The sequence below is a fragment of the Streptomyces sp. MNU89 genome (assembly GCF_020982505.1).
GTDB classification, from domain to species: Bacteria; Actinomycetota; Actinomycetes; order Streptomycetales; family Streptomycetaceae; genus Streptomyces; species Streptomyces xinghaiensis.
In genome coordinates this window covers 6,311,794-6,336,523 of the sequence record NZ_JAJKLL010000001.1, presented here as the reverse complement: position 1 = coordinate 6,336,523, position 24,730 = coordinate 6,311,794, and the positions used below count along the sequence as shown (strand labels likewise).

21 protein-coding genes are annotated in these 24,730 nt (G+C 75.0%); 7 read left to right on the top strand and 14 right to left on the bottom strand.

Annotated features, from left to right (window positions below):
• Nucleotides 1–190: 190 nt before the first annotated feature.
• The gene (locus tag E4N63_RS27075; RefSeq protein WP_230241890.1) at nucleotides 191–1,102 is read right to left on the bottom strand and encodes an alpha/beta fold hydrolase; all 912 of its coding nucleotides are present in this window, start codon (nucleotides 1,100–1,102) and stop codon (nucleotides 191–193) included.
• A gap of 83 nt (nucleotides 1,103–1,185) precedes the next feature.
• On the opposite strand from E4N63_RS27075, the gene E4N63_RS27070 reads away from it, so the two are divergent.
• A complete protein-coding gene (locus tag E4N63_RS27070) occupies nucleotides 1,186–1,887 on the top strand; it encodes a TetR/AcrR family transcriptional regulator (protein ID WP_230241889.1) in 702 nt (233 codons plus the stop codon).
• Nucleotides 1,888–2,120: 233 nt separating this feature from the next.
• Here E4N63_RS27070 and E4N63_RS27065 read toward each other — a convergent pair whose 3' ends face one another.
• Entirely contained in the window at nucleotides 2,121–2,534 is a 414-nt protein-coding gene (locus tag E4N63_RS27065; protein ID WP_230241888.1) for a DUF5997 family protein, read from the bottom strand.
• Between the two features lie 60 nt (nucleotides 2,535–2,594).
• Between E4N63_RS27065 and E4N63_RS27060 the strand changes: the two genes are divergently transcribed.
• The 3 genes from E4N63_RS27060 to E4N63_RS27050 all read left to right on the top strand — a co-directional run bounded on the left by E4N63_RS27060 (nucleotide 2,595) and on the right by E4N63_RS27050 (nucleotide 5,238).
• Nucleotides 2,595–3,392: a LysR substrate-binding domain-containing protein gene (locus E4N63_RS27060; protein WP_230241887.1), complete on the top strand. Its 798-nt coding sequence runs from the start codon at nucleotides 2,595–2,597 to the stop codon at nucleotides 3,390–3,392.
• Nucleotides 3,393–3,558: 166 nt separating this feature from the next.
• Nucleotides 3,559–3,915, top strand: coding sequence for a YciI family protein (locus E4N63_RS27055; protein WP_230241886.1), 357 nt, complete (start codon nucleotides 3,559–3,561; stop codon nucleotides 3,913–3,915).
• Between the two features lie 63 nt (nucleotides 3,916–3,978).
• Nucleotides 3,979–5,238, top strand: a complete 1,260-nt coding sequence (locus E4N63_RS27050; protein ID WP_230241885.1) for an RNA polymerase sigma factor — start codon at nucleotides 3,979–3,981, stop codon at nucleotides 5,236–5,238.
• 36 nt (nucleotides 5,239–5,274) lie between these two features.
• On the opposite strand, the gene lepB is transcribed toward E4N63_RS27050, so the two are convergent.
• From lepB to E4N63_RS27035, 3 genes are all read right to left on the bottom strand, one after another.
• Nucleotides 5,275–5,940, bottom strand: a complete 666-nt coding sequence (gene lepB / locus E4N63_RS27045) for a signal peptidase I (RefSeq protein ID WP_230241884.1) — start codon at nucleotides 5,938–5,940, stop codon at nucleotides 5,275–5,277.
• A 216-nt stretch (nucleotides 5,941–6,156) separates the two neighbouring features.
• Nucleotides 6,157–8,466, bottom strand: coding sequence for a SpoIIE family protein phosphatase (locus E4N63_RS27040; protein ID WP_230241881.1), 2,310 nt, complete (start codon nucleotides 8,464–8,466; stop codon nucleotides 6,157–6,159).
• A gap of 240 nt (nucleotides 8,467–8,706) precedes the next feature.
• The gene (locus tag E4N63_RS27035) at nucleotides 8,707–10,200 is read right to left on the bottom strand and encodes a PLP-dependent aminotransferase family protein (protein WP_125624466.1); all 1,494 of its coding nucleotides are present in this window, start codon (nucleotides 10,198–10,200) and stop codon (nucleotides 8,707–8,709) included.
• Nucleotides 10,201–10,340: 140 nt separating this feature from the next.
• Here E4N63_RS27035 and E4N63_RS27030 point away from each other — a divergent pair, with 140 nt between their 5' ends.
• Together E4N63_RS27030 and E4N63_RS27025 are read left to right on the top strand one after the other, a co-directional pair.
• Nucleotides 10,341–11,276: a DMT family transporter gene (locus E4N63_RS27030; protein ID WP_230241879.1), complete on the top strand. Its 936-nt coding sequence runs from the start codon at nucleotides 10,341–10,343 to the stop codon at nucleotides 11,274–11,276.
• Nucleotides 11,277–11,514: 238 nt separating this feature from the next.
• On the top strand, nucleotides 11,515–11,718 hold the full coding sequence (locus tag E4N63_RS27025) for a DUF1918 domain-containing protein (protein ID WP_019706995.1): 204 nt from the start codon (nucleotides 11,515–11,517) through the stop codon (nucleotides 11,716–11,718).
• Nucleotides 11,719–11,902: 184 nt separating this feature from the next.
• Here the strand turns inward: E4N63_RS27025 and E4N63_RS27020 are convergent, their stop codons facing one another.
• Nucleotides 11,903–13,150 carry a glycoside hydrolase family 10 protein gene (locus tag E4N63_RS27020; protein ID WP_230241876.1) on the bottom strand — a complete coding sequence of 416 codons (1,248 nt, stop codon included), beginning with the start codon at nucleotides 13,148–13,150 and terminating at the stop codon, nucleotides 11,903–11,905.
• A gap of 185 nt (nucleotides 13,151–13,335) precedes the next feature.
• Between E4N63_RS27020 and E4N63_RS27015 the strand changes: the two genes are divergently transcribed.
• Nucleotides 13,336–14,196, top strand: a complete 861-nt coding sequence (locus E4N63_RS27015) for a 3-hydroxybutyryl-CoA dehydrogenase (protein ID WP_230241874.1) — start codon at nucleotides 13,336–13,338, stop codon at nucleotides 14,194–14,196.
• Between the two features lie 456 nt (nucleotides 14,197–14,652).
• Here E4N63_RS27015 and E4N63_RS27010 read toward each other — a convergent pair whose 3' ends face one another.
• The 8 genes from E4N63_RS27010 to E4N63_RS26975 all read right to left on the bottom strand — a co-directional run bounded on the left by E4N63_RS27010 (nucleotide 14,653) and on the right by E4N63_RS26975 (nucleotide 24,727).
• A complete protein-coding gene (locus E4N63_RS27010) occupies nucleotides 14,653–15,192 on the bottom strand; it encodes an NUDIX hydrolase (protein WP_019708831.1) in 540 nt (179 codons plus the stop codon).
• 58 nt (nucleotides 15,193–15,250) lie between these two features.
• Entirely contained in the window at nucleotides 15,251–16,591 is a 1,341-nt protein-coding gene (locus E4N63_RS27005; protein ID WP_230241872.1) for a transcriptional regulator, read from the bottom strand.
• A gap of 232 nt (nucleotides 16,592–16,823) precedes the next feature.
• Entirely contained in the window at nucleotides 16,824–17,234 is a 411-nt protein-coding gene (locus E4N63_RS27000; RefSeq protein ID WP_308188752.1) for a PP2C family protein-serine/threonine phosphatase, read from the bottom strand.
• Between the two features lie 104 nt (nucleotides 17,235–17,338).
• Complete coding sequence (locus tag E4N63_RS26995; protein WP_374112840.1) at nucleotides 17,339–18,304, bottom strand: PP2C family protein-serine/threonine phosphatase; 966 nt, start codon at nucleotides 18,302–18,304, stop codon at nucleotides 17,339–17,341.
• A gap of 637 nt (nucleotides 18,305–18,941) precedes the next feature.
• Nucleotides 18,942–21,470, bottom strand: a complete 2,529-nt coding sequence (pheT, locus tag E4N63_RS26990; RefSeq protein ID WP_230241870.1) for a phenylalanine--tRNA ligase subunit beta — start codon at nucleotides 21,468–21,470, stop codon at nucleotides 18,942–18,944.
• Nucleotides 21,470–22,594, bottom strand: coding sequence for a phenylalanine--tRNA ligase subunit alpha (pheS, locus tag E4N63_RS26985; protein WP_230241869.1), 1,125 nt, complete (start codon nucleotides 22,592–22,594; stop codon nucleotides 21,470–21,472). Before pheS ends, pheT begins: the two co-directional genes overlap by 1 nt.
• Before the next feature lie 126 nt (nucleotides 22,595–22,720).
• Nucleotides 22,721–23,821: an ATP-binding protein gene (locus tag E4N63_RS26980; RefSeq protein WP_125625973.1), complete on the bottom strand. Its 1,101-nt coding sequence runs from the start codon at nucleotides 23,819–23,821 to the stop codon at nucleotides 22,721–22,723.
• 66 nt (nucleotides 23,822–23,887) lie between these two features.
• Nucleotides 23,888–24,727, bottom strand: a complete 840-nt coding sequence (locus tag E4N63_RS26975; protein ID WP_230242676.1) for an RNA methyltransferase — start codon at nucleotides 24,725–24,727, stop codon at nucleotides 23,888–23,890.
• Nucleotides 24,728–24,730: the final 3 nt, after the last annotated feature.

Genomic DNA, 24,730 nt, shown 5'->3' with positions numbered 1-24,730 from the left:
CGGCACTCTCCGCCGGAGCGGTGAAGACCGATGGCCGGGCCGTCGGGATTGCGCACACCCCACCCGCGTTTCCGGACATCTCCCTCATGGGGCGCTCCACGGCCGACAGACAGAAGATGTCGGGCAGGCTGCTTCTGCCCGGCTCGGGGGCGTGGCCGATCCCGTGAAGCGGCTTACCTTCCTTGCCGGTTCACCCGGCGGTGTCGGCGAGGCTGCGGATCTCGGTGGCGACGCGCTCCCACGCGAACCGGGGAAGCTCATGGCCGACTCCGGGCAGGAGGACCAGGCGTGAGCCGGGGATCCGGGAGGCGGTCGCCTTTCCCGCGCGGGGCTTGATGAGCGGGTCGTCCTCCCCGTGGAGCACGAGGGCGGGCCGGGTGATGGCGTCGATCCGCCCGCCGTGCCACTGCGCGCCGATCTGGCGGCCCTGCGCCTGCTGGTCCTGCACGCCGCCGTCGGTGTTGCGTTCGGCGTTCTCGCGGACCGCCGGCTCGTCGAAGGGGCGACTGGGAGACGCGAGGAGGCGGGAGACCGCGACGCCGGCCTCGATGTTCCCCGCGGGGGTGTCGGGAAAGCTCAGGCGGGCGAACTTCGCCAGGGTGCGGAGCCGGATGTACCGCAGGGTCCGCAGACCCGCGGCGTCTCCGGGGACGGCGGCCATGGAGGTGAGGGTCCGGACCCGGCCCGGGTGCCGCAGGGCGACGCGCTGGGCGACGGCGCCACCGAGCGAGACCCCCAGCAGGTGTGCCGACGGCCAGCCGAGTGCGTCCATGACCGCGGCGGCGTCGTCCGCCATGTCCTCGGCCGTGTACGCCTCTCCCCTCTTCCCGAACAGCGCGGAGACGGGGCCGCGGGCGGCGCTGGGCGGCAGGCGGGTCGACTCCCCGCCGTCGCGCTGGTCGTAACGGGCGATCGCGAAACCGTGCGCCGCGAGCGTCCGGCACAGGCCGTCCGGGAACCAGCGGCGGTTCACGCCCAGCCCCGTGACCAGCAGAAGCGGCTCACCACCGGTCCGCTCGGCCCATCGGTCGAAAGCAAGCCGGACCGCGCCGTTCCGGGCCCATTGGACCGGGCTCCACGGGCCGTCCGAGGGCGAGGACATGAGAACCTCCCATAACTGCGATTGGTGTTCGCAATTTACTGTAGAGGACGCACCCCGGCGACGGACGAGGAAGGGCGGACGAGGTGGCGCAGGAACAGGTGACCGTCTGGGCACGGCCCGAACGCGGCACCCGCGGCCCCGCGGCCGTGCACAGCCGCGCGGAACTGGCCGCCGCGGCGGTCGCGCTGGCGGACCGGGACGGTCTGGCGGCGGCCTCCATGCGCGGGGTGGCCAGGGCGCTGGGCACGGGCCAGGCGTCCCTGTACCGCTACATCTCCGGCCGCGACGACCTGCTCGACCTGATGACGGACGCGGTGGCGGGAGAGGTCCGCCTGGACATCCCGCTGAGCGGGGACCCCGTCGAGGACCTGGTCGCCCTCGCGTCCCGGACCAAGGCGGTCCATCTGCGGCACCCCTGGCTCTCCGACATTCCCCCGGAACCTCTGCGGCTGGGCCCCCGGGGCCTGGACCACCTCGAATACGCGCTGAGCGCGCTGGCGTCCGCACCGCTGCCCGGACGGGTCAAGATGGAGATCATCGGCCTGATGAACGCCCTGGTCGCCCAGTTCGCCCGGACCGAACTCCAGGAAAGCCGCGGGCGCCCGGGCCGCCGGGAGGCGCAGACGGCCTATCTGAGCGGAGCCGCCGCCCGGGGGGCGCATCCGCGGATCGCGGCCGCTCTGGCCCACGGAGCAGGAGCCGGCCCCGCACAGCTCCCGGCGGAGCTGTTCGAGGGGATGATGCGCCGGGTCCTCGACGGGCTCCTCGCGTCCGGCCCGTCCTGATCGGCGCTCCACCCGGCGCGGGACGGCCCCGGGCACGGGCCGGGACGGGCCGGCTGTGAGAGGTGCCGGTGCCGGGAGGGCCGCCGTCCGGAGCTTCGGACGGCCGGCCGACGGTCCGGCGATTCCGCTGTGCCGCGGGGGTGGCCGAGGTCACCGGGGCTCGCGGCTCCCGCGCCGGACCGGGCGGGCGTCGGAGGCCGCCCGGGGCGTCCGGTGGCGTGTGGCGGCGGGGGTCAGGAACGGGACCGGCCGGGCTCGGCGTCCCGCGCCGCGTTCTTCTCCCTGAGGTCCCTGAGGCGCGCCGCTTCCTTCCGCACCTCGGCCTGCGTGGCGCGTTCCTGCCGCAGCCACCCGGGTTCGTCCCGCTTCAGCGCCTCGATCTGCTCCGTGGTCAGTGCTTCCGTGACGCCGCCGCGGGCGAGACCCGAGATGGACACGCCCAGCTTCGCGGCGACCACCGGCCGGGGGTGCGGGCCGTCGCGCCGCAGGTCCCGCAGCCACTCCGGCGGGTCGGCCTGCAGCGCGTTCAGTTCACCGCGCGTGACGACGCCCTCCTGGAACTCGGCGGGGGTGGCCTGGAGGTACACACCCAGCTTCTTCGCCGCGGTCGCGGGCTTCATGGTCTGGGTGTTCGGGTGCGACGTCATGGTGCCCAGGGTAACGAGCGCGGGCGATGCCCCCGACCACGACCCGGTAGCCTGGCCCGCGTGACAGGCTCGGAGGACTCCCCCGCGTTCCGGCTCGCGTACGTCCCGGGCGTGACACCGGCCAAGTGGGTGCGGATCTGGCAGGAGCGGCTGCCCGCGGTCCCGCTGAGCCTTCTCCCGGTGACCGCCGCCGAAGCGGCCTGCGTCCTGCGGGACGGCGGCGCCGACGCCGGTTTCCTGCGGCTGCCGGCCGACCGGACGGACCTCAGCGCGATCCCCCTCTACACCGAGACGACCGTGGTGGTCGTTCCCAAGGACCATGTCGTGACGGCCGCCGACGAGGTGACCGCCGGGGATCTCGCCGACGAGATCGTGCTGCATCCCCTCGACGACACCCTCGTCTGGGAGACCCTCCCGGGCCGGCCCGCGAAGGAGCGCCCCGCCACCACGGCGGACGCCGTCGAACTGGTGGCCGCGGGCGTGGGCGTCCTCGTCGTCCCGCAGTCCCTGGCCCGTCTCCACCACCGCAGGGACCTCACCTACCGGCCGGTCTCCGACGCCCCCCAGTCGCGCGTCGCGCTGTCGTGGCGGGAGGACGCCACCACGGACCTGGTGGAGCACTTCATCGGGATCGTCCGCGGCCGGACCGTCAACAGCACCCGGGGCCGCCCGGCACCGGCACAGCAGAAGGACGAGCGCGCCGGCGACAAACGCGGAACGCGGCGGACGCCCGCGGCCGGGAAGCCGACGGGGAAGCCGACCCGGAAGCCGACCGGGAAAACGGCGGGGAAGAACCCGCGGGGCGGCTCCGGCGGCGCCAGGGGCGGCAAGCGCGGCCGGCCCCGCCGCCGCTCGTAGCCCCGGCGGGACATCCCGCCGCCGTCCGCCGCCGGGCCGGCCCCCTTCGGAACGGAACACCTCCGCGAAAAAAGATCCGGCGAGGTGTCGATCCGGCCGTCTCCCGTTCGACGTCAGGATGAGAGGCGGGGAGAGGCCCCGTCCTTCCGAGCGAGGAGCAGCCGCCGTGCCGCGTTTCCTGACACTGATCCGCATCGACGAGAAGAACGCCCCCGCCGAGGGCCCCAGCCCCGAGCTGCAGGAGCGCATGGGCGCCCTGTTCGAGGAGATCACCAAGGCCGGGGTCATGCTCGACACGGCCGGGCTCGCCCCGACCTCCGAGGGCACCCGGGTCACCTGGGCCGGCGGGAAGATCAGCTGCACCGACGGGCCGTTCACCGAGAGCAAGGAGGTCATCGGCGGCTACTCCATCATCCAGGCCAAGGACAAGGCCGAGGCCCTGGAATGGGCGAAGCGGTTCCTGCGGACCCACGAGGAGTACTGGACCATCACCGCCGAGGTCCGCGAGATCGCCGAGGGCTGACCGCCCCGCGGTGATCCGGCGCCGCTTGCCCCCGCCTCCCCGCGGCTGTTCTGATGGGTCGCTGTGACGGCAGGGAGCACGGCCGAGACGGTCGAAGCGGTGTTCAGGATCGAGTCCCCGCGGATCACCGCCGGTGTCGCCCGCATCGTGCGGGACGTGGGCATCGCCGAGGAACTCGCGCAGGACGCGCTGGTCGCCGCGCTGGAGCAGTGGCCGGAGTCGGGCGTCCCGGAGAAGCCGGGCGCCTGGCTCATGGCCACCGCCCGGCACCGCGCGATCGACCTGGTGCGCCGCCGGGAGACCTACGCGCGCAAGCTCGCGGAGGTCGGGCGGACCCTGGAGGACGTGCCCCCGCCCGGCCCGGAGGACCTCGGCGACCCGGACGACATCGACGACGACCTGCTGCGCCTGATCTTCACCGCCTGCCATCCCGTGCTGTCCCGGGAGGCCCGGGCCGCCCTGACGCTGCGCCTGCTGGGCGGCCTGACCACGGATGAGATCGCCCGCGCCTTCCTGGTCTCCGAACCGGCGGTCGCCCAGCGCGTGGTCCGCGCCAAACGCACGCTCGCCAGGGCCGGCGTCCCCTTCGAGGTCCCCGGCGGGGCCGACCGGGAGGCCCGCCTCTCGTCGGTGCTGGAGGTCATCTACCTGGTCTTCAACGAGGGGTACGCGGCGACGGCCGGTGACGACCTGTGCCGTCCCGCGCTGTGCGAGGACGCGCTCCGCCTCGCCCGCGTCCTGGCGAACCTGATGCCCGGGGAACCCGAGGTGCACGGCCTGCTGGCGCTGCTGGAGTTCCAGGCCTCCCGCATCGCGGCCCGTACGGGGCCGGGCGGCGAGCCGGTGCTGCTCGCCGACCAGGACCGGTCGCGGTGGAACCGGATGCTGATCCTCCGCGGCGCCGAGGCCCTGCTCCGGGCGGGCCGCGGACCGTACTCCGTCCAGGCCGCGATCGCCGCCTGCCACGCACGGGCGGTCCGCTACGAGGACACCGACTGGGCGACGATCGCCGCACTGTACGGGCGGCTGCTGGAGCTGACCCCCTCCCCGGTGGTCGAGCTGAACCGGGCCGTCGCCGTGGCGATGGCGGAGGGCCCGGAGGCCGGGCTGCGCCTCGTCGACGCCCTGGCGGCCGAACCGGTCCTCCGGGGCTACCACCTGCTGCCGAGCGTCCGCGGGGATCTGCTGGCCCGCCTGGGCCGGGACGAGGAGGCGCGCGCGGAGTTCCGGCGCGCGGCCTCGCTCACCCGCAACGCCCGGGAGCGTGAGCTGCTCCTGGCACGGACCGCGCGCTCCCCCTCCGGCCCCGCGCGGGACGGCTGAACCGCCGCCGGCGCCTGCGGGCCGGGCGTCCGGCGCTCACCGGGCCGGCGGCACCATCCTGGCGCGGCGCCGCACGATCCACGCGGCCATCCCGAGGACGAGCCCGGCGGACGTCATCAGCGCCCCGAGCACCGCGACGCCGGCCGGCCACAGCAGCGCGGACGGGCCGTCGTCGAGGACCCGGCCGCGCACCGTGCTCGCCGCCACCGTGCCCGACCGCTCGGAGAGATGGAAGCGGGAGTCCGCCGAATTGGCCCGGTAGTCGCCGAGGACGAACAGCCGGCCCTCGGGGACCTTCACGTCGTAGGTCCGGTCCGGCACTCCGACCGGGTCGTCGCCCAGGACGTACGGTTCGGCGAGCGGCTCGCCGTTCACCGAGACCGTGTCCCCCTCGCAGCAGGACACCCGGTCGCCGCCGGTGCCGATGACCCGCTGCATCGTCAGCTGCCCGCCGGGGAACCACCGCTTCTCCTCGAAGAGGACGACATCGCCGGCGCGCACCCCGGAGCCGTCGGTGCGCTCCGCCACGATCAGGTCGCCGCGGCGGTGGGTCGGGGCCATGTGGTCGCTGGGCATGGTGGTGGTGATGTAGTCGGCGCGGAGCCAGGCCACACCCGCCACCAAGGTGCCGAGACCGGCCACGATCAGGGCCAGGGCGGCGATGGCCAGTTTCCGGCCGGGTCTTCCTTCCGCGTCGCGCACAGTGCCGTTCTCCGTCGTGTCGTCGTGCCGTCGTGTGCCGTCATGGGTACTGCCGTGTTTCTGCTGACGTGTGCAGGTGGTGCCGTGCAGACGTGCCGTGTGCGGATGAGACTAGGCACCGGCCCCGGCGGGCCGCACGGCGGGTCCGGTGCCCGCGCGGCCACCGCCCCGCCCACGCCGGCGTGCTGTCGCCGCCCCGCCCGCCCGCCGGGCGGGTCAGTCCGTGCGGCGGACCAGGAGGACGGCGATGTCGTCCTGGGCCGTGCGGCCCGCCGCCGGGGCCGCTATCCGGTCGGCCAGCACGTCCAGGTCCGTCCGGTCCCGCGCTCCGGACGGAGCACCCCGCACCGGGCCGTGCCGCGCGAGCCCCCCGTCCCGCGCGGCCCGGGCCTCCGGTCCGGCCCACTCGCCGTCCGGGCCCCGGTCGCTCTCGGGGCCGCCGCCGCTCTCCGGGCCGGCGTCGGCGGCCCAGCGGGAGAGGGAGCGCACCAGTTCGGCCACCCCCTCGTCATAGCTGTGCTCCCGGCTCTCCACGAGGCCGTCGGTGTAGAGCAGCAGGGTCGCGCCCCGCGGCAGCTCGGCGGTCACCACCGGGTACTCGTCGTCGAGCTGGCAGGCCAGCGGCAGACCGCCGGGGCCGGCGAGCTCCCGTACGGTGCCGTCGGCCTCCAGCAGCAGGGGGTAGGGGTGCCCGGCGCGTGCCATCCGCAGGGCGCCGGTGGCCGGGTCCAGTTCCACGATGCAGCAGGTGGCGAAGAGTTCGGTGTCCAGTCCGCAGAGCATGCGGTTGCCGCAGGCCATCAGGTCGGCCGGGCCGTGGCCGTCGTCGGCGTAGGCGAGCAGCGCCGTGCGGAGCTGGCCCATCACGGCGGCGGCCTGCGCGCTGTGCCCCTGGACGTCGCCGATCATCAGCCCGACCTTGCCGCCGGGGAGCCGGACGACGTCGTACCAGTCGCCGCCGACGTCCAGCCCCTCGGAGCCGGGCTGGTAGCGGACGGCGACCTCCACGCCCGGCAGCCTGGGGAGGCTGCGGGGCAGCATGACCCGCTGGAGTTCCGTCATCGCCTGCCGGCGCTGGTCGAAGAGGCGGGCGCGGGCCAGGGACTGCGCCAGGATGCCGGCGATGGCGGTGGTCACGATCTGGTCGTCCGGTGTGAAGACCCGGGGGTCGGCGTAGGAGAGGATGCAGGTACCGACCGTGCCGTCGGCGGTGGTGAGCGGCAGCAGCGCCCAGGCGTGGTGCCGGACCGCGGGGCGGAAGCTCTCGTCCGGGAAGGCCGCCAGGAACTCCTCCCGGGACTCGAAGAAGAGCGGGCTGCCGGCGCGCAGGGCGGCGGACATGGGGCTGTCGGCCTGTCCCATGCTGCTCTCCTCCAGCCGCCGCAGGACCTCCTCGGGGTAGCCCGCGGCACCGGCCAGCACCACGTCGCCGTCCTGGACGAGATGAATGGCCAGCGCCTTCGCGTCGAGGGCGGGCAGCACCGTGCCGGTCATGGTGTCCACGACGTCCTGGGTGGAGAGCGCCGCGCCGAAAGCCGCGGTCAGATTGAGGACGAACTCCCGCCGGGCATGGCGGCGTTCCTCGTGCTCGCGCTCCTCGGTGCGGTCCTGGGCGACCCCGACCATGCCCTGCGGGTTGCCCTCCGCGTCCCTGACGACGCTCGCCTTGGCGTCGATCCAGCGGACCACCCCGTCCGGCCGGATGATCCGGTAGAGGGCCGAGTAGAAGCCGGTCCGCATGCTGGTGCGGGCCGCCGCGTGGACGGCGGCCCGGTCCTCGGGGTGGATGTGGGCGTAGAAGGTGTCGATCCGCTCGTCGAAGGTGTCGGACTCCACACCGAACAGCCGGCAGGTCCGCTCGTCCCAGACCAGCCGGCCGGAGGCGAAGTCCCAGTCGAAGGCGCCGATGTCCGCGCTGGCCATGGCCAGTTCGAGGCGCGCGGCCCGGGTGCGGCTCTCCACCAGCCGCACGGCCTGGTCGAGGCGGGGGACGCCCGCCGTGAGCACCTTGGTCTCCCGGGAGAGGAGGTACTCCAGCCGCTGGGCGGCGACCGCGGCGATCAGGCTGAGGGTGCGCTCCTCGCTCTCGGAGAGGGGTTCGCGGCGGTCCAGCTGGAGGGAGAGGACGGCCAGGCAGCGGTCCTCCAGCATGAGCGGCACCGAGGCATAGGCGCTGGGGCTCGGGAAGCGGGCGGCATCGCTGCCCAGCCCGCTGTACTCGCGGGTGGGCCGCCACACCAGGCGGCGCTCCCGGGCGGCCTCCGCGGCCGGCAGATCGGCATCGGCGTCCACGGAGCCGTAGCGCTCCACGATGTACTCGCCGTAGCCGGTGGTGGTGGCCAGCCGCAGCCGGCCGTCGTCCTGCCGGATGTAGACGGCGCCGGCCCGCGAGCCGACGGCCGCGAGGGCGGCCTCCTTGGCCAGGGTGAGCAGGCCGGACGCGCTGGTGCGGCTCAGCAGGCTGATCACCACACCGGCCCAGGAGGGATCGACCGGTGAGGGCACCAGTTCCGGCTCCACGGTCACACGCGCCCCCTTGCCTTCCGTCGCACCCCGGTCCCACGGTCCATGGTCCGCCACAATGGCCGGAATCGCATCAAGGATGTCCCCGGTTTTCGCGGCGGGTCGCCGACGGGCCTCCGGCACCCGCCGCTCCGGCGCCACGGCGGCCGCCGGAGCGCACCCGGGCGGGGTGCCGGGCCCGGGCCCGCTCGCGAGACGGGGGCGCCTCCTCCGCGGGACGGCGACCGGCCGGCGGGGCGGCCGTCAGCCGGAGAACGCGGCCGCCGCATCGACGCCGCCCGCCGCCCGCGCGCTGCCGAAGGCCGCCCGCAGCCGCCGGGCCCCCTCGGCGATCTCCCCGGTGCCCGCCACCGCGGCGTACGCGATCCGGAGGTGTGCCGCGGGCGGCTCGGCCGCGAAGTAGGGCCGCCCCGGGGCCACGGCGACACCGGCCCGGAACGCCTCCGCGGCCACCGTCTCGTCGTCCAGTCCCTGCTCCAGCCGCAGCCACAGATGGCCGCCGCCCGAGGGCAGCAGCACCGGCCGGGCCTCCGGGAGTTCCCGCGCCAGCGCGGTGGCCAGCGCCTCCCGCCGGCCCCGGAGTGCGGCCCCGACGCCGCGGAGGTGGCGGCGCCAGGCGGGCGAGCCGACGAGTTCCAGCGCCGTCTCCTGGAGCGGGCGCGGCACGAAGAAGCTGTCGACGACCTGGATGGCGCGCAGCCGCCGCATCACCGGCCCCCGGGCCGCGAGGGCGGCGACCCGCAGGCTCGGCGAGGTGATCTTGGTGAGGGAGCGGATGTGGACGACGACGCCGTCCGGGTCGTCGGCGGCCAGCGGCGGTGGCAGCGGCCCGGCGTCCTCGTGGGCGAGACCGCGGGCGTAGTCGTCCTCGACGACGAACGCCCCGGCCTCCCGGGCCGCCCGCAGCACCCCGGCCCGGCGGTCGGGGGCGAGCACCGCGCCGGTCGGGTTCTGGAAGAGCGGCTGGCAGACGAAGACCCGGGCGCCGGTGGCCCGGAAGGCGTCGGCGAGCAGTCCCGTCCGGACGCCCCCGGTGTCGACCGGTACCGGGACGGGCCGCAGCCCGGCGGCCCGGGCGACCGCCAGGAGCCCCGGGTACGTGGGCGACTCCACCAGGACCGCGGCGCCGGGCGGCGCGAGCGCCCGGAGCGCGGTGGTGAGCGCGCTCTGCCCGCCCGCGGCGATCAGCACGTCGGACGGCGTGAGCGCACCGCCGGGCCCGCCGATCTCCCGGGCGAACCACTCGCGCAGCTCGGGCAGGCCCTCCATCGGCGGCCGCCCCCAAGCGCCGGGGCGCCGGCCGGCGCGGGATACGGCGGCGGCGAGCGCGCGTTCGGGCTGGAGCGAGGGGTGCGGATAGCCGCCGTTGAACTCGATGACGCCGGACGGGGGAGCGGCCAGGGTGGCCAGCAGCCCGGAGGCGTCCACCGCCCGGGGCAGCGGCTCTCCGGGGGCGCTGCCGGCCGGTTCGGCGCTCAGGGCCACCTCCTGCCAGGAGGTGTCGGCGGGACGCGACGCGGCCGCGGCCGGCCGGGCCCGGAAGGCGCCGGCGCCGGGACGGGTGACGACCAGCCCTTCGGCGACGAGCGCGGACAGGGCCCGCGAGACGGTCACCGGACTCACCCGGTACCGCTCGACGAGAGCCCGGCTCGACGGCAGCTTCTCCCCGGGGGAGTAGCACCTGACTTCGGAGCGGAGCGTTTCCGCCAGTTCGCCGACACTGCTACGCTCATGCATGAGAGACAACGATAGCGCTACCGAGCCGCCGGGGATAGCGCTCCGGGACGGCCGCCCCGCCGGGCCGCCCTCCGGACCGGTCTCCGGACCCGCGCCCGGGCACTCCCCGCCCGTACCACCCCCGCGCCTCCGGCCGGTCCGTGCGCGACTCCCCCGCCGTCGGCACCGCCCTCGCCGTCCTCGGTGTCGCCGCCTTCTCCCTCACCTTCCCGGGCACCGTCTGGGCCCTGGAGGGGTTCGGCCCGTGGACGGTCACCGCCGCCCGCGGCGTGCTCGCCGGACTGATCGCGGGCGGCTGCCTCGCGGCCCTGCGCGTACCGGCGCCGGAGCGCCGCCACTGGCCCGGCCTGCTGACCGTCGCCGCCGGTGTCGTCCTCGGCTTCCCCCTGCTCTCCGCACTCGCCCTGCGTACGTCGACGGCCTCGCACGCCGCCGTGGTCGTCGGGCTGCTGCCGCTCACCACCGCGGTGATCGCGGCCGTGCGGACCCGCAGCCGGCACTCCCGGCTGTTCTGGGCCGCCGCTCTCGCCGGGGCGGCGGCCGTCTGTCTCTTCGCCCTCACCCGCGGCGGCGGCGCGCTCGGCACGGGCGACGCCTACCTCGCCGCCGGGCTGCTGGTCTGCGCCGCGGGCTACACGGAGGGCGGACGGCTCGCCCGGGTGATGCCCGGCTGGCAGGTGACGGCCTGGGCGCTGGTCGCCTGCCTTCCGCTGACGGTGCCGTGGCTGGCGGTCGCGTCGGCACGGGAGCCGGCGGTCCTCACCGGACACGCCGTGGCCGGACTCCTCTGGCTGGGGGTCGGCTCACAGTTCCTGGGACTGGTCGTCTGGTACCGGGGCATGGGCGTCATCGGCATCGCCCGGGCCGGCCAGTTCCAGCTCGCCCAGCCGCTGCTGACGCTGGTCTGGGCGGTGCTGCTGCTCGGCGAGGAACTCGACCCCGCGGCGCCGCTCACCGCGGCCGCCGTCCTCGTCTGCATCGCCGTCACCCAGCGGGCGGACGGGCCGCCCGCGGCCCCGTCCGCGCGGAAGCCGCACGCCGCGAGCCGCCGCGGGGCGGCCGGCGGCTCCGGTTGAGGCCCGTCCGGCCACTCCTTCCGCCCGGGCCCTCCGGCTCGGCGGCAGCCCGCCCGGCCCGCCCGTTCCGCGCTCCCGCATCCCGGGACGTCATCGAACAGCAACCCGAGAGGCCGCTGGAGGGGCCGGCCCGGCAGCGCAGGACCGTGCAGGGGCCATCGGACCCGTCCGGTCCTAGACTCGGAGGGAACCGCGGAAATCGCGATGCCATCGCCCTCGCGAACAGGGAGGACCGCAGATGGAAGCCAAAGTGGGCGACACGCTGGTGATGCACGGCAGAAGCGTCGGCCAGCACGACCGGACCGCACAGATCGTGGAAGTCCTGGGGACACACGGCGAACCTCCGTACCGCGTGCGGTTCGACGACGGGCGCGAGGCGCTGATGTCGCCCGGCCCGGACAGCGTCGTACAGCACGAACGGCGCGGCACCGAACCGGCCTAGACGGCAACCGCGCCGCGCCGGCGCGGCCCAGGCGTGACAGTGCCCCGGTACGCGGACGGCTCCCCGCCGGCCCGCGTACCGGGGCCCGGCCGTGCGCGGGGCCGGACCGCGGGGAAAGACGGAACGGCCGAACGGACGCTCAGGCGGGCGGACGGACGGGCGGACGGACGGCTGAGCGCGCGGCTCAGCGCCACAGCGGCTCCGCCGCCGGGTAATGGTCGTCGACGACCCGGTTCATCGCACCGATGCGGTCGGCCCCGACCTCCCGCGCCGAGAAGAACACATGCCCCCGCACCTCCGGGACGTCCCGGGCGAAGGCCAGATGCCGGGAGAGCTCCGCCGGGTCCTGCCAGGCCGCCGGCTGCGCCGGGTCCCCGGCCTTGTAGAGCGCCTCGCCGATGTGGAGCCCGACGCCCGTCCCCCGGACCGTCCCGGCCCACCACCGCACCAGCGTGGCGTAGTCGGCCGCGTCGAAGCCCATGTGCCAGTACACCTGCGGGACGACGTGGTCGATCCAGCGCCTGCGGACCCACGCGCGGGTGTCGGCGTACAGGTCGTCGTAGGTCTGCACCCCGGCGTTCGTGTCGGAACCGGCCGGGTCCGAGGACCGGTTGCGCCAGACCCCGAACGGGCTGATGCCGAACCGCGTCTCCGGCCTGAGCCGCCTGATCCGGGCCGCCGTCTCCCGCACCAGCCGGTCGGTGTTGTCCCGCCGCCAGGCCGCCCGGCCGGGGAAGCCGCCGCCGTGCGCCGCGTAGGCCGCGTCGTCGTCGAAGTGCTCCCCGGCCACCGGATACGGGTAGAAGTAGTCGTCCCAGTGCACGGCGTCGACCGGGTAGCGGCGCACCGCGTCGAGCATCGCGTCCTGTACGAAGCGCCGCACCTCCGGCAGTCCCGGGTTGTAGTAGAGCTTGCCGCCGTAACGCACCACCCACCCCGGGTTCCGGCGGGCGGGATGGCGCTCCGCCAGCCGCCCAGGATCGGCGTGGTTGGCGATCCGGTACGGGTTGAACCAGGCGTGCAGCGCCAGCCCCCGGCGGTGGGCCTCGCGGACCGCGAAGCCCAGCGGATCCCAGCCCGGGTCCCTGCCCTGGACGCCGGTGAGGTACTCGGACCACGGCTCGTACCGGGACGGCCACAGCGCGTCGGCGGTCGGCCGGACCTGCAGGACGACGGTGTTGAGCCGCCGCCGCACGGCCAGGTCCAGCACCGCGGCCAGCTCGGCCCGCTGCTCGGCCGCGGGCAGGCCCGGACGGGACGGCCAGTCCCGGTTCGCCACCGAGGCCACCCACATCCCCGCGTCTCCGGCACCGCCCGGCCCCGCTTCCCCGGCGCCCTCCACGCGCCACCGGGCCTCCGTGCCCAGGGCGTCACCCGACACCAGCAAGGGCAGGCTGCCCGCGGCCACGGCGGCGAACCGCCGCCGGCTCATCCGATCCCCGCTCCGCATCGCTCCACACCCTCTCCGGCTTCGCCCCCGTGTCAGCACGGCGCCCGTGGCCAGCATTCCGCCCCGGCGACCGCGCCACACCGGAGCGGCGGGTAACGTCTGAGCCGGGCCCGCCGCCGGAGACCCCGGAGGCCGCCCGTCCGAGGAAGATCAGCGAAAGGCACGATGTGACCGACATCGAACGCGTCGGAGTGGTGGGCTGCGGACAGATGGGCGCCGGGATCGCGGAGGTCTGCGCCCGGGCCGGCCTCGGCGTCATGGTCGCCGAGACCACCGGCGAGGCCCTGGAGCTGGGCCGCACCCGGCTCACCTCCTCCCTGGACCGGGCCGTCGGCCGCGGCAAGATCACCAAGGAGGAGCGGGACGCCACCCTGGACCGGCTGAGCTTCACCACCGACCTCGGCGAGTTCGCCGACCGCGACCTCGTCGTCGAGGCCGTCGTGGAGAACGAGCAGGTCAAAACCGAGATCTTCCAGGTGCTCGACCAGGTCGTGACCCGGCCGGACGCGATACTCGCCTCGAACACCTCCTCCATCCCCCTGGTCCGGCTGGCCGTCGCCACCTCCCGCCCCGACCAGGTCATCGGCGTCCACTTCTTCAACCCCGCCCCGGTACAGCGCCTCGTCGAGCTGATCCCCGCGCTGACCACCAGCGACGAGACGATCAAGCGCGCCGAGGAGGTCGTCACCGCCGTCCTCGGCAAGCACGCCATCCACGCCCAGGACCGCTCCGGCTTCGTCGTCAACGCCCTGCTGATCCCGTATCTGCTCTCCGCGATCCGGATGTTCGAATCGGGCATCGCCAGCCGCGAGGACATCGACAACGGCATGGAAATGGGCTGCGCCCACCCGATGGGCCCGCTGAAACTGGCCGACCTCATCGGCCTGGACACCGTCGCCTCGGTCGCGTACTCGATGTACGAGGAGTACAAGGAACCCCTGTACGCCGCTCCCCCGCTGCTCCAGCGCATGGTCGACGCCGGCCGCCTGGGCCGCAAGACGGGCTCGGGGTTCTACCCGTACGCGTGAGCGGAGACGCGTGAACGGACAGACGTGACGGAGACGGACCGGGCGGCACCGGTACGGAGAGCGACGGCCGGGCCGCGCGCCGCGCACACGGCTCAACCCGCTCCGGACGGCCCGCCGCCCCGTTCGCCAGGACGGACGAGCGGGGCGGCGGCGGGACGCGGGAACAGGGGGGAAGCCCCGCGTCCCGGTAACCGGGGTGGCTCCGGACCACCTCCGACTCCATCACGGCGCACGGCCCCGGGGGGAGCGTGTGCGCGGGCGCGATGAGGGTGCGCACTTCACACGGGGTGTGCGCCGCCCGCATCACCGTTCACACCTGTCCCCTCCGGCACAACGGGCCCCGGCCCGCCCGGCCGTCGCGCGTCCCACCCACAGCTCCCGCGCACAGCCCGTCCGCCTCGCCACCCGGACCGCCTCGTCGCCCGGACCCGCGGCCGCCCCGGGGCACCGCGGAGCCTACGGCCGCCCCCCGCAGCGGAGGTGATGGAGCATCAGCAGCGCCGCCGCCATGTTCGCCGCCGGCACCTCACCCCGCGCCACCATGTCGGGCACCAGCTTCAGCGGCACCCACTCCCTCCGGTCGGACTCGTAGGCGTCCGCCGGCTGCCCGATGTACTCGGCCTCGTCCGTCCAGTAGATGTGGTGCCGCGCGTCCGTCAGCCCGTTGGACGGCTCCACGGACAGCAGATGCCGGAGCCGGCCGGGCCGCCAGCCGGTCTCCTCCTCCATCTCCCGCGCCGCGGCGAACGCGCAGTCCTCGCTCTCCTCGACCACCCCGGCCGCCAGCTCCCAGCCGTACGTCCCGGTGATGAACCGGTGCCGCCACAGCAGCAGCACCTCGTTCGCCTCATTGACGACCGTGGCGGCCGCCACCGGGCGGAGCCGGATCAGATAGTGGTCGAGACGGCGCCCGTCGGGGAGTTCGACATCGGCGAGGTTCACCCGGAACCAGCGATTCTCGTACACGGTGCGTTCGCCGGTGTTCTTCCATCGCACGAATCCGCCACCTTCCGCCCCCGTCCAGCCGACACAGCGGGCCCGTCGTCCGGGGCCCTCAGAGCGGTACGCGCAGAGTCCGGTCGATGAGTTCGGCGGCCTCGGCGCTCGCGGCACACCTGCTCGCCACGAGGTCTTCCCGTACGGCGCGGAGCCGGTCCCGGAGCCGCCGCGACTCCATGCCCCGTACCCGCTCGGTCATCTCCACCGCCGTGGCCACGGCCTGATCGGCGTCGCCCCGGCAGAGCTCGATCTGGGTGAACAGCGCCAGCCGGTGCACCCGCCCCCGGTCGTGCGCCGGGCTGTCCACCGCCGCCACCGCGTGCTCGTGCGCCGCCCCGAGATCCCCCAGACTCAGCAACGCCTCCGCCACCTGCACATTCACCAGCCCCGGCTGCACATAGCCGGTCTCGGCCGGTTCCTGACCGCGCCGGATGCTCTCCGCCTCCCGCTCCGCCCGCCCGATGCAGGCCAGCGCCGACCGCCCGTCCCCCAGCTTCGCGTACGCCTTCGCCTGCATCGCGTACAGATCGGCGGAGAGCGCCGGGGTGATGTGCGGCCCGGCCGCGCGCAACGCCGTCTCGGCGAACGCCACCGCCTGCCGGAACTCCCCCATGTGCAGACATTGGTTGACCAGCAGCGCGATCGTGTAGGCGCCCAGCCCCCGGTCACCGCTGGCCTTGGCCAGCCGCAGCGCCTGGTGGAAGTAGCGCTGCGCCAACCCGTACGCGTCCGAGTCGTACGCGCAGATGCCCGCGACGGCCACCAGCCCGCCGACCGCCCGGTGCAGCAGCCGCCCGGTGGCATCGGTGTAACTGCCGCGCAGCAGCGGCGCCGTCTCGGCGTTGAGGAAGCCCACGATCCGCGACCTCGTCGCCACCCCGCCCGTCTTCCGGTACATCTGCTCGTAGTGGGCACGGGCCGTGCGCAGCATCTCGATGTCCGGGAGGCCGACGCGCACCTGCCCGCGGCGCGAGACATCCGCGTCCTCGGGCGGGTTCTCCCACTCCCAGACGGGCATCACGGCCGGGGTCCCGGTGACCGCGGGGGCGCCGACCACATACGGGCGCTGCTGCTCGTCGGACCGCCACAGGGCCGTGGCCCGGTCGACGAATCCGGCGAGCGGCGTGCCGTGCGGGGCGTGGCCCGAACCCGGCGGGCCGAGCCCGATGTCGTCGAGGGTGAGCGCACGCCGCACCCGCTCGCCGAGCACCTCGCAGATGATGTCCGGAACCTGGCCCCGCGGGCGCTGGCCCTTCAGCCAGCGGGCGACGGCGGTGTGTTCGTAGCGCAGGGTCAGGCCCCGGGCCCGACCGGCCTCGTTGACGTGCGCGGCCAGCCCGGCGTGCGAGATGCCCGCCTCGTCGAGGACGGCGTCGAGCAGGGTGTTGGGCTCCATCTGCCCTCCCGGTGCGCTCGGGATCAACAGCGTAATGGAGTGGCGACGGAGCGGGGTGGGAACCGGCCACAGCCGGTGCCGGCGGGGGCTGCCGGCCGATTCCCGTGATGCGGCGGTGAGCCCTGATTCCGGTGGGCCCGGACGGCATCACGGAGCGGCGGCCGGAGGTGACGGGCCGGCAGCCCGACGGATTCCCGGCCGGGGCTCGCGGCCGGCCGGTGCCCGGCGCCGGTCAGCCCGCCGCGGCCGGCGGGGCGACGGCTCCGCCGGTGCTCTCCGGCGCGGTCCGGCCGGACGGAACGCGGGCCACGCCGCGACGTATCGCGAGCAGCGCCACATCGTCCGCCAGCCGGCCGCCGGTGTGCCGCAGCAGCGCCGCCTGCACCCGGTCGACCAGCTCCTCCGGTGTGCGGACCGCACCGGAGGACACGGCGGTTTCCAGGGTGCGCGCCAGCGGGAAGAAGCGCCGGGCGGCGTCGCGGGCGTCCTCCGCCCCGTCGGTGTGCAGCAGGAGCAGCTCTCCCGGGCGGAGCGGGGGCAGCCGTTCCTCCGGCAGCCGGTCGGGCAGGGGGAAGGCGCCGAGCGGCGGCAGGGGGCCGGCATCGCTCAGCGGCTGGACGGGGGACCCGCCCGGCGGGGGCACGGTGCCTTCTTCGCACTCCCCCGCGGGTGCCGGGTTTTCGGCTTTCCCCGTGGGTGCCGGATTGGGGGCTTCCTTCGGATCGAGAGAGCCCAAGGGCTTGTTACTCACCTTGTTACTGACCCCCGCTCCACCTGGTTCACGGCAGCAGGGGCCCGTGCGCGCCCCGGGTCCGGCCGGTGCGCCCGCCGCACCCGGGAGCCCTCCCCGTCCACCGTCTCCGCCCCGCCGTGCCCGCCGCCGTACCCGTCGGTCCGCAGCCGGTACGGCCAGGGGTGGCCGCAGTTGAGCACCGACAGCTCCTCGTCCGGGCGCAGCTCCAGCAGCAGGACGGTGACGAACTCCTCGGCGGCACCGTCCGGCCCGTGCGGGTCCCGGCTCCCCTCCCCCGGCCCCTCGCGCAGATGCCGGCCGAGCGCGCGGTCCAGCCGGCGCAGCACTCCGGCCAGATCCGGTTCGGCGTGCGCGGCCTCGCGGAAGCAGCCGAGGACGGCGGCGACGGTGCCGATCGCCGCCAGGCCGTGCCCGCGGACGTCACCCACGACGATCCGCACCCCGTACGGGGTGACCAGTGCCTCGTACAGATCACCGCCGACGGAGGCGCCACGGGTCGCGGAGAGATGCCGCACCGCGGTGGTGAACCCCCCGACCGCGGCGGGCAGCGGGCGGAGCAGCACCTGCTGGGCGGCGACGGCGACCGCGCGGGTGCGTTCCAGCTCCCGCAGCAGCCGCCGGCCGCGTCCCGTCGAGAGGCAGGCGGCCACGAGCGCCGTGACGAGGGCACAGGAGACGCCGAGGTGAAGGCCCGTCGCCCGTCCGCCGTCCAGGAAGCCGAGGAGGGCGAGGACGAGGAGCGCACCGCCCCCGCTGACGAGGACGCAGCACCGGCGCCCGCTGCCCGCGCAGGCGAGGGCGGGCGCCGCCGCGAGCAGTGGTGTCAGGTCCGGTCCGGCCGGGCGCAGCAGTTCCCACCCCGCGACGGACAGCACCCACAGACCGGGCAGGGTGATGAGGGCCGCGCGCAGGGCTCGGGTGCGGCGGCCGGGGACGTGCGTGGTCCGGTGAGTGTTCATGCCGGCGGGTTCCCCTCGTGGTCCGTCCGCCGGCCCGGCCGGTCGGAGCCGCCGGGCGGCGGGATGCGCCGTGACCGGGTCTCTCCTGCGGGCGCCCCCGGGTGGTCTCCCGGCGGACGGGCTCCGGTTGCTGCTCTGCGGTGCCCACGGCGGAACGCGTCGAGTCTTTCGACTCGGGGAGGCGATGCGAACCCTGTTGTGCCGACTTCACCCGATCGGGCGAACTGTTCGGTTCCCGTACGCGAACGAGTAACGGAACGCTCCGGCTCGGCGGACCGACCGCCGACCGATCCCTTAGCACTCGTTTGACCAGTCGTTCTCCGGCGGCCCGGACGGCTCTCACCGGCCGTCGGCCTACGCCACCGAGCCGCTTCCGCAGCGGCTTGTGTGCTGGGGCAACGAGTGAGAAAGCACAGCGGCTTGACGCTCACCACGCCGGAGCACGCGCCTGGGCGCGCGCCCGGTGGGCCCGCCCGCCCCGGCGCCCCGGCCCACTCCGGCCCCTCCGGCCCGCTCCGGTCCACTCGGGCCGGAGAGCGGCGACGGGACCGGGAGCGGACTCCGGAACGGGCGAGGGGGCGCCCCGGAGCCATGAGCTCCGGAACGCCCCCTCGCCGTCAGCGCTGGGACCGCGCGGTCAGGCGCCGCGCAGCACCGCCCCCGTGCGGTCCGCCGCGGCCGCCACCGCCGCGTCGCGCGCCGCGGAGATCTCCTCGGCGGTCAGCGTGCGGTCCGGGGCACGGAAGCGCAGCGTGTACGCGAGGGACTTGCGGCCCTCGCCGAGCTGCTCGCCGGTGAACACGTCGAACAGCCGCAGGGACTCCAGGAGTTCCCCGGCGCCAGCACGCAGTGCGGCACCGACGTCGGCCGCGGCCACCGAGCCGTCCACGACCAGGGCGACGTCCTGCGTGGCGACGGGGAAGGCCGAGATCCGGGGTGCCCGGAGCGGGCCGGCGCCGGCCCGCTCCAGCAGATCGAGGTCGATCTCCATGGCGCAGGTGCGCTCGGGCAGCCCGAGGGCCTTGACGGCCCGGGGGTGCAGTTCGCCGGCGTGCCCGACGACCCGCTCCTCGCCGTCGACCGAGGCGAGCAGCGCCGCGCAGCGGCCGGGGTGCCAGGGGGCGTGCCGGTCCTGGCGGACCGTCAGCTCGACCCGGGCCTCGCGGGCGACCGTGCGGCCGGCCTCGACGGCGTCGGCCCAGTTCGCCGCGGACCCCTTGCCCCACCAGCCGCCGAGCCGGCGGGCGCCGGAGAGGACGACCGCGGCGCGGCGCGGCTGGTCCGGGAGCGCGGCGGCGAGACCGGCGAGCTCCTCCTCGGTGGGCCGGCGGTCGACGGGCGGCCGCAGGGCGGGCTGTTCCGCGCCGGTCGGCCGGAAGACCAGGCCGGTCTCGAAGAGCGCCAGATCGTGCTCGCCGCGCCCGTCGTTGCGGCGCAGCGCGGCCAGCAGACCGGGCAGCAGAGTGGTGCGCAGCGCGGGCTCGGTGTCGGCGAGCGGGTTGGCCAGCCGCACCACGGCGCGGCGCGGGTCGTCCGCGTCCAGGCCGAGCTGGTCGAAGACGCTCTCCCCGAGGAACGGGTAGTTGAGCGCCTCGGTGAAGCCGGCGCCGGCGAGGGCCCGGCCCACCCGGCGGTGCAGCCGCTGCCGCTCGGTCAGGCCCCGGCCGGCGGGCGGCCTGGGCAGGGTGGAGGGCAGATTGGCGTAACCCTCCAGCCGGATGACCTCCTCGGCGAGGTCATTGGGGTCGGTGAGGTCGGGCCGCCAGCTGGGCGCGGTGACGGTGAGTTCGTCCTGCCCGTAGACATCGCAGCCGATCTCCTGGAGGCGGCGGACGACGGTCTCGCGGCCGTAGGCGACACCCGCGACGCGGTCGGGGTGATCCGCGGCGATCCTGACGGTGTGCGGACCGGAGGGGGTGACGACCTCGGTGACCCCGGCCTCGGCGGAGCCGCCGGCGAGCAGCACCAGCAGGTCGACGGCGCGCTGGGCGGCGGCCGAGGCGGCCTCGGGGTCGACGCCGCGCTCGAAGCGCCGGGAGGCCTCGGAGGACAGCTTGTGGCGGCGGGCGGTCCGGGCGACCGTCACCGGGTCGAAGTGGGCGGCCTCGATGACGACCTCGGTGGTGCCGCCGGTCACCGCGCCGGTCTCCGGGTCGGCCTCCGCGTCACCGATCTCGGTGTCGGCGCCGCCCATGACGCCGGCGAGCCCGATGGGGCCGCGGCGGTCGGTGATGACCAGGTCCTCGGGGTCGAGGACACGCTGGACGCCGTCGAGGGTGGTGAGCTTCTCGCCGGGCTCGGCGCGGCGCACGCCCACGGGCCCGTCGAGCCGGGCGCGGTCATAGGCGTGCAGCGGCTGGCCGAGTTCGAGCATCACGTAGTTGGTGATGTCCACGGCCAGGGAGATGGGACGCATCCCGGCCTTCTGCAGCCGGCGCCGGAGCCAGACCGGTGAGTGCGCCTCGGGGTCGAGGCCGGTGACCGTCCGGGCGGTGAAGCGGTCGCAGGCGCGCGGGTCGGCGACCTCGACGGGGTGACCGTGCTCGTTGGGCGCGGGTACGTCGAGCAGGGCCGGGTCGCGCAGCGGGACGCCGTAGGCGGTGGCCGTCTCGCGGGCGATGCCCCGCATCGACAGGCAGTAGCCGCGGTCGGGCGTGACGGCGATGTCCAGCACCTCGTCGACCAGTTCGAGCAGCTCGATGGCGTCGGTGCCCGGCTCGTGCCCCGGCGGGAGGACGATGATGCCCTCGTGGTCGTCGGACATGCCCAGCTCGGCGGCCGAGCAGATCATGCCCTCGGAGACCTTGCCGTAGGTCTTCCGCGCCGAGATGGCGAAGTCGCCCGGGAGCACGGCGCCGGGCAGCACCACGACGACCTTGTCGCCGACGGCGAAGTTCCGCGCGCCGCAGACGATGTTCTGCGGCTCGCCGGTGCCGTTGGCGGCGCCGACGTTCACCTGGCAGTAGCGGATGGGCTTCCGGAACCCGGTGAGCTCCTCGATGGCCAGCACCTCGCCGACCACCAGCGGGCCCTTGAGGCCGGTGCCGAGCTGTTCGACGGTCTCGACCTCCAGGCCGGCGTCGATGAGCCTGGCCTGGACGTCACGACCGGTCTGGCCGGCGGGGAGGTCGACATACTCCCGCAGCCAGCTGAGCGGGACCCGCATCAGATCTCCATCCCGAAGGGCCGGGTGAAGCGCACGTCACCCTCGACCATGTCTCGCATGTCCTCGACGTTGTGGCGGAACATCAGCATCCGTTCGATGCCGAACCCGAAGGCGAATCCGCTGTACTTCTCCGGGTCGACGCCGCAGGCGGTCAGCACCCGCGGGTTGACCATGCCGCAGCCGCCCAGCTCGATCCAGCCCTCGCTGCCGCAGGTGCGGCAGGGGCGGTCCGGGTTGCCGACGGACTCGCCGCGGCAGACGTAGCACTCCATGTCCATCTCGGCGGAGGGCTCGGTGAACGGGAAGTAGTTCGGCCGCAGCCGGGTCGTCATGCCCTCGCCGAAGAGGGACTGGACCATGTGGTCCAGGGTCCCCTTGAGGTCCGCCATGGTCAGGCCCTCGTCCACGGCGAGCAGCTCGACCTGGTGGAAGACCGGGGTGTGGGTGGCGTCCAGCTCGTCGGTGCGGTAAACGCGGCCGGGACAGATCACGTAGACCGGCGGCTCGCGGTCGAGCATCGAGCGGATCTGCACCGGGGAGGTGTGGGTGCGCAGCACGACGCCGGACTCGTCGCGGCCCCGGGCGGCGGACTCCACGAAGAAGGTGTCCTGCATGGTGCGGGCCGGGTGGTCCGGGGCGATGTTGAGGGCGTCGAAGTTCAGCCACTCCGACTCGACCTCGGGGCCCTCGGCGACCTCGTAGCCCATGGCCACGAAGATGTCCTCGATGCGCTCCATGAGCGTGGTCAGCGGGTGCCGGGCACCGGCCGGTTCGCGGTCGTAGGGCAGGGTGACGTCCACCGCCTCCTCGACCAGCACGCGCTCGTCGCGCTCGGCCTCCAGCTCCTCCTGGCGGGCCTTGAGCGCGCGGTTCACCTCGCCGCGGGCGCCACCGACGCGCTTGCCGGCGTCGGCCTTGGCGTGCGGCGGGAGGGCGCCGATCTCGCGGTTGGCGAGGGCGAGCGGCGAGCGGTCCCCGGCGTGGGCCACCTTCGCCTCGTGCAGGGCCGCGAGATCCCCGGCGGCGGCGATGGCGGCGAGCGCCTCGTCCCGCATCCGGGCGATCTGTTCCGGTTTCAGTGCCTCGACCTCGACAGGGTCGTACGACTTATTGGGTGCCGACATCTCTTCCCGTGTTTCCGATTGGCTGGCTGCGCGGCCCGTGCTCGGTGGCTTGCCGGCTGCCGGAGCAGCCCTGGGTGCCACCGCCCGAGTCTACGGGGCGCGGAGGACGGGGAAGCCCGCGGCCGCTCAGGCCAGGAAGGACGGAACGGCGACGGGCAGGGTAAATCGGAAGCGGGCGCCGCCGCCGGGGGCGCGGCCGACCTCGATCGTCCCGCCGTGGGCCTCCACGATCCCCTTGACGATGTACAGGCCCAGGCCGGTGCCGCCGCGCTTGCTGCCCCGCCAGAAGCGGGTGAAGACGCGGCTCATCGACTCCTCCGGGATCCCGGGGCCCTCATCGCTCACGGTGACGGACGTTCCCTCGTTCGGCGGGCCGGCGGCCGACACCTCGATGGTGACGGTTCCCTCGCCGTGGCGCACGGCATTTTCCAGCAGATTGCCGAGGACCTGGTCCACCTTGTCCGGATCCGCCCAGAGCGCCGGCAGCGGCCCCGCGACGCGGACGGCGAAACGGTCCTCCGGCTCCCCCGCGCCGACGTGCGCCGCGACATGGCGGCGGACGGCGGCGGCCATGTCCACCGGCTGCCGGTGTATCTCCAGCCGGCCGGAGTCGATCCGGGAGATGTCGAGCAGTTCCGCGATGAGCCGGGTGACGCGGTCGGCGTCGGCGTCGACCGTCTCCAGCATCAGCCGCTTCTGGTCGTCCGTGAACCGTTCCCACTTGGCGAGGAGGGTGGCGGTGAAGCCCTTGACGGAGGTGAGCGGCGACCGCAGCTCATGGGCGACGGTGGCGATCAGCTCGGCGTGGCTCCGCTCGGTGCGGCGCCGGGCCTCGGTGCCGCGCAGGGAGATCACGAGCCGGTGCACCGGGCCCAGCCGGCGGCGGCGTATGTAGCGGGCGGAGACCAGCACCTCGCGGCCGCCCGGGAGTAAGAGGTTCCGCTCGGGCTGGCCCACCCGGGTGGCCAGCCCGCCGTACGGGTCGGTGCACGCCCACCAGCGGCGGCCCTCCAGATCCTCCAGCGGCAGCGCCCGCTCCAGCGGCAGGCCCAGCACCTGGGAGGGCCGGAGCCCGGTGATCCTCTCGGCCGCGGCGTTGAAGCAGATGACGCCGCCGTTCTCGTCGGCGACGGCCAGGCCGTCGGGCAGGTCGTCCGGGTCGAGGCCGAGGGCGGTCAGCCCGGGTGTCCAGTCGGCCGCCGAGACCGGCGGCCCGGTGTCCGGCACCGGCCGCCCCGAAGTCCTGACGTCCCTCACCGCACCCCCTGAAGTCGGCCCCGGGCCGCAACCCTACTAGCTGAAAGTGACGGAGCGGCACCCTCCGGAAGCACGCTGCGCACGGGCCGAGGCATAGAGACATACGGCCGCGGCGGTCGCGAGGTTCAGACTCTCGGCCTTTCCGTGGACCGGAACCCGTACCACCGCGTCGGCGAGGGCGCGGGTCTCCTCGGGCAGGCCCCAGGCCTCGTTGCCGAAGATCCACGCGGTGGGGCCGCCCATGGTGCCGGCGTCCAGCTCGCCGTCGAGGTCCCGTTCCCCCGCGCCGTCGGCCGCCAGGACGCGCAGCCCAGCGTCCCGCAGCCCGCTCACCACCCGCTCGACCGGCACGCCGACGGCGACGGGGAGGTGGAAGACGCTGCCGACCGAGGCCCGTACCGCCTTGGGGTTGTAGAGGTCGACGGAGGCGTCGGTGAGGACGACGGCGTCGGCGCCCGCGGCGTCCGCGCAGCGCAGCACGGTGCCGGCGTTGCCGGGGTCGCGGACGTTCGCCAGCACGGCGACCAGCCGGGGCCGGGCGGCCGCGATCTCCTCGAAGGGCGAGTCCAGGAAGCGGCAGACCCCGACCAGCCCCTGCGGCGTGACGGTCTGCGAGAGATCCGCCAGCACCTCGGCGGAGGCCGTGTGGATCCGGGCACCGGAACCGCGGGCGGCGGCGACGAGGTCCGGGTACCGCTCGGCGGCCTCGGCGGTGGTGAACAGCTCGGTCAGGGTGGGTTCGCCGCCGGTGCGGTGCGCCACGGCCTCCCGTACGGCCTGCGGGCCCTCGGCGATGAACCGGCGCTCCTTGCTCCGGAAGTTCCGCCGGGCCAGCCTGCGGGCGGCGGCGACGCGGGGGGAGCGCGGGGAGATCAGCTC

Bases quoted from the DNA above. Each gene is read 5' to 3' on its own strand.
- E4N63_RS27075 (WP_230241890.1), bottom strand. From the start codon at position 1,102: ATGTCCTCGCCCTCGGACGGCCCGTGGAGCCCGGTCCAATGGGCCCGG.
- E4N63_RS27065 (WP_230241888.1), bottom strand. From the start codon at position 2,534: ATGACGTCGCACCCGAACACCCAGACCATGAAGCCCGCGACCGCGGCG.
- E4N63_RS27035 (WP_125624466.1), bottom strand. From the start codon at position 10,200: ATGCATGAGCGTAGCAGTGTCGGCGAACTGGCGGAAACGCTCCGCTCC.
- E4N63_RS27025 (WP_019706995.1), top strand. From the start codon at position 11,515: ATGGAAGCCAAAGTGGGCGACACGCTGGTGATGCACGGCAGAAGCGTC.
- E4N63_RS27020 (WP_230241876.1), bottom strand. From the start codon at position 13,150: ATGAGCCGGCGGCGGTTCGCCGCCGTGGCCGCGGGCAGCCTGCCCTTG.
- E4N63_RS27005 (WP_230241872.1), bottom strand. From the start codon at position 16,591: ATGGAGCCCAACACCCTGCTCGACGCCGTCCTCGACGAGGCGGGCATC.
- E4N63_RS26995 (WP_374112840.1), bottom strand. From the start codon at position 18,304: ATGAACACTCACCGGACCACGCACGTCCCCGGCCGCCGCACCCGAGCC.
- pheT (WP_230241870.1), bottom strand. From the start codon at position 21,470: ATGCGGGTCCCGCTCAGCTGGCTGCGGGAGTATGTCGACCTCCCCGCC.
- pheS (WP_230241869.1), bottom strand. From the start codon at position 22,594: ATGTCGGCACCCAATAAGTCGTACGACCCTGTCGAGGTCGAGGCACTG.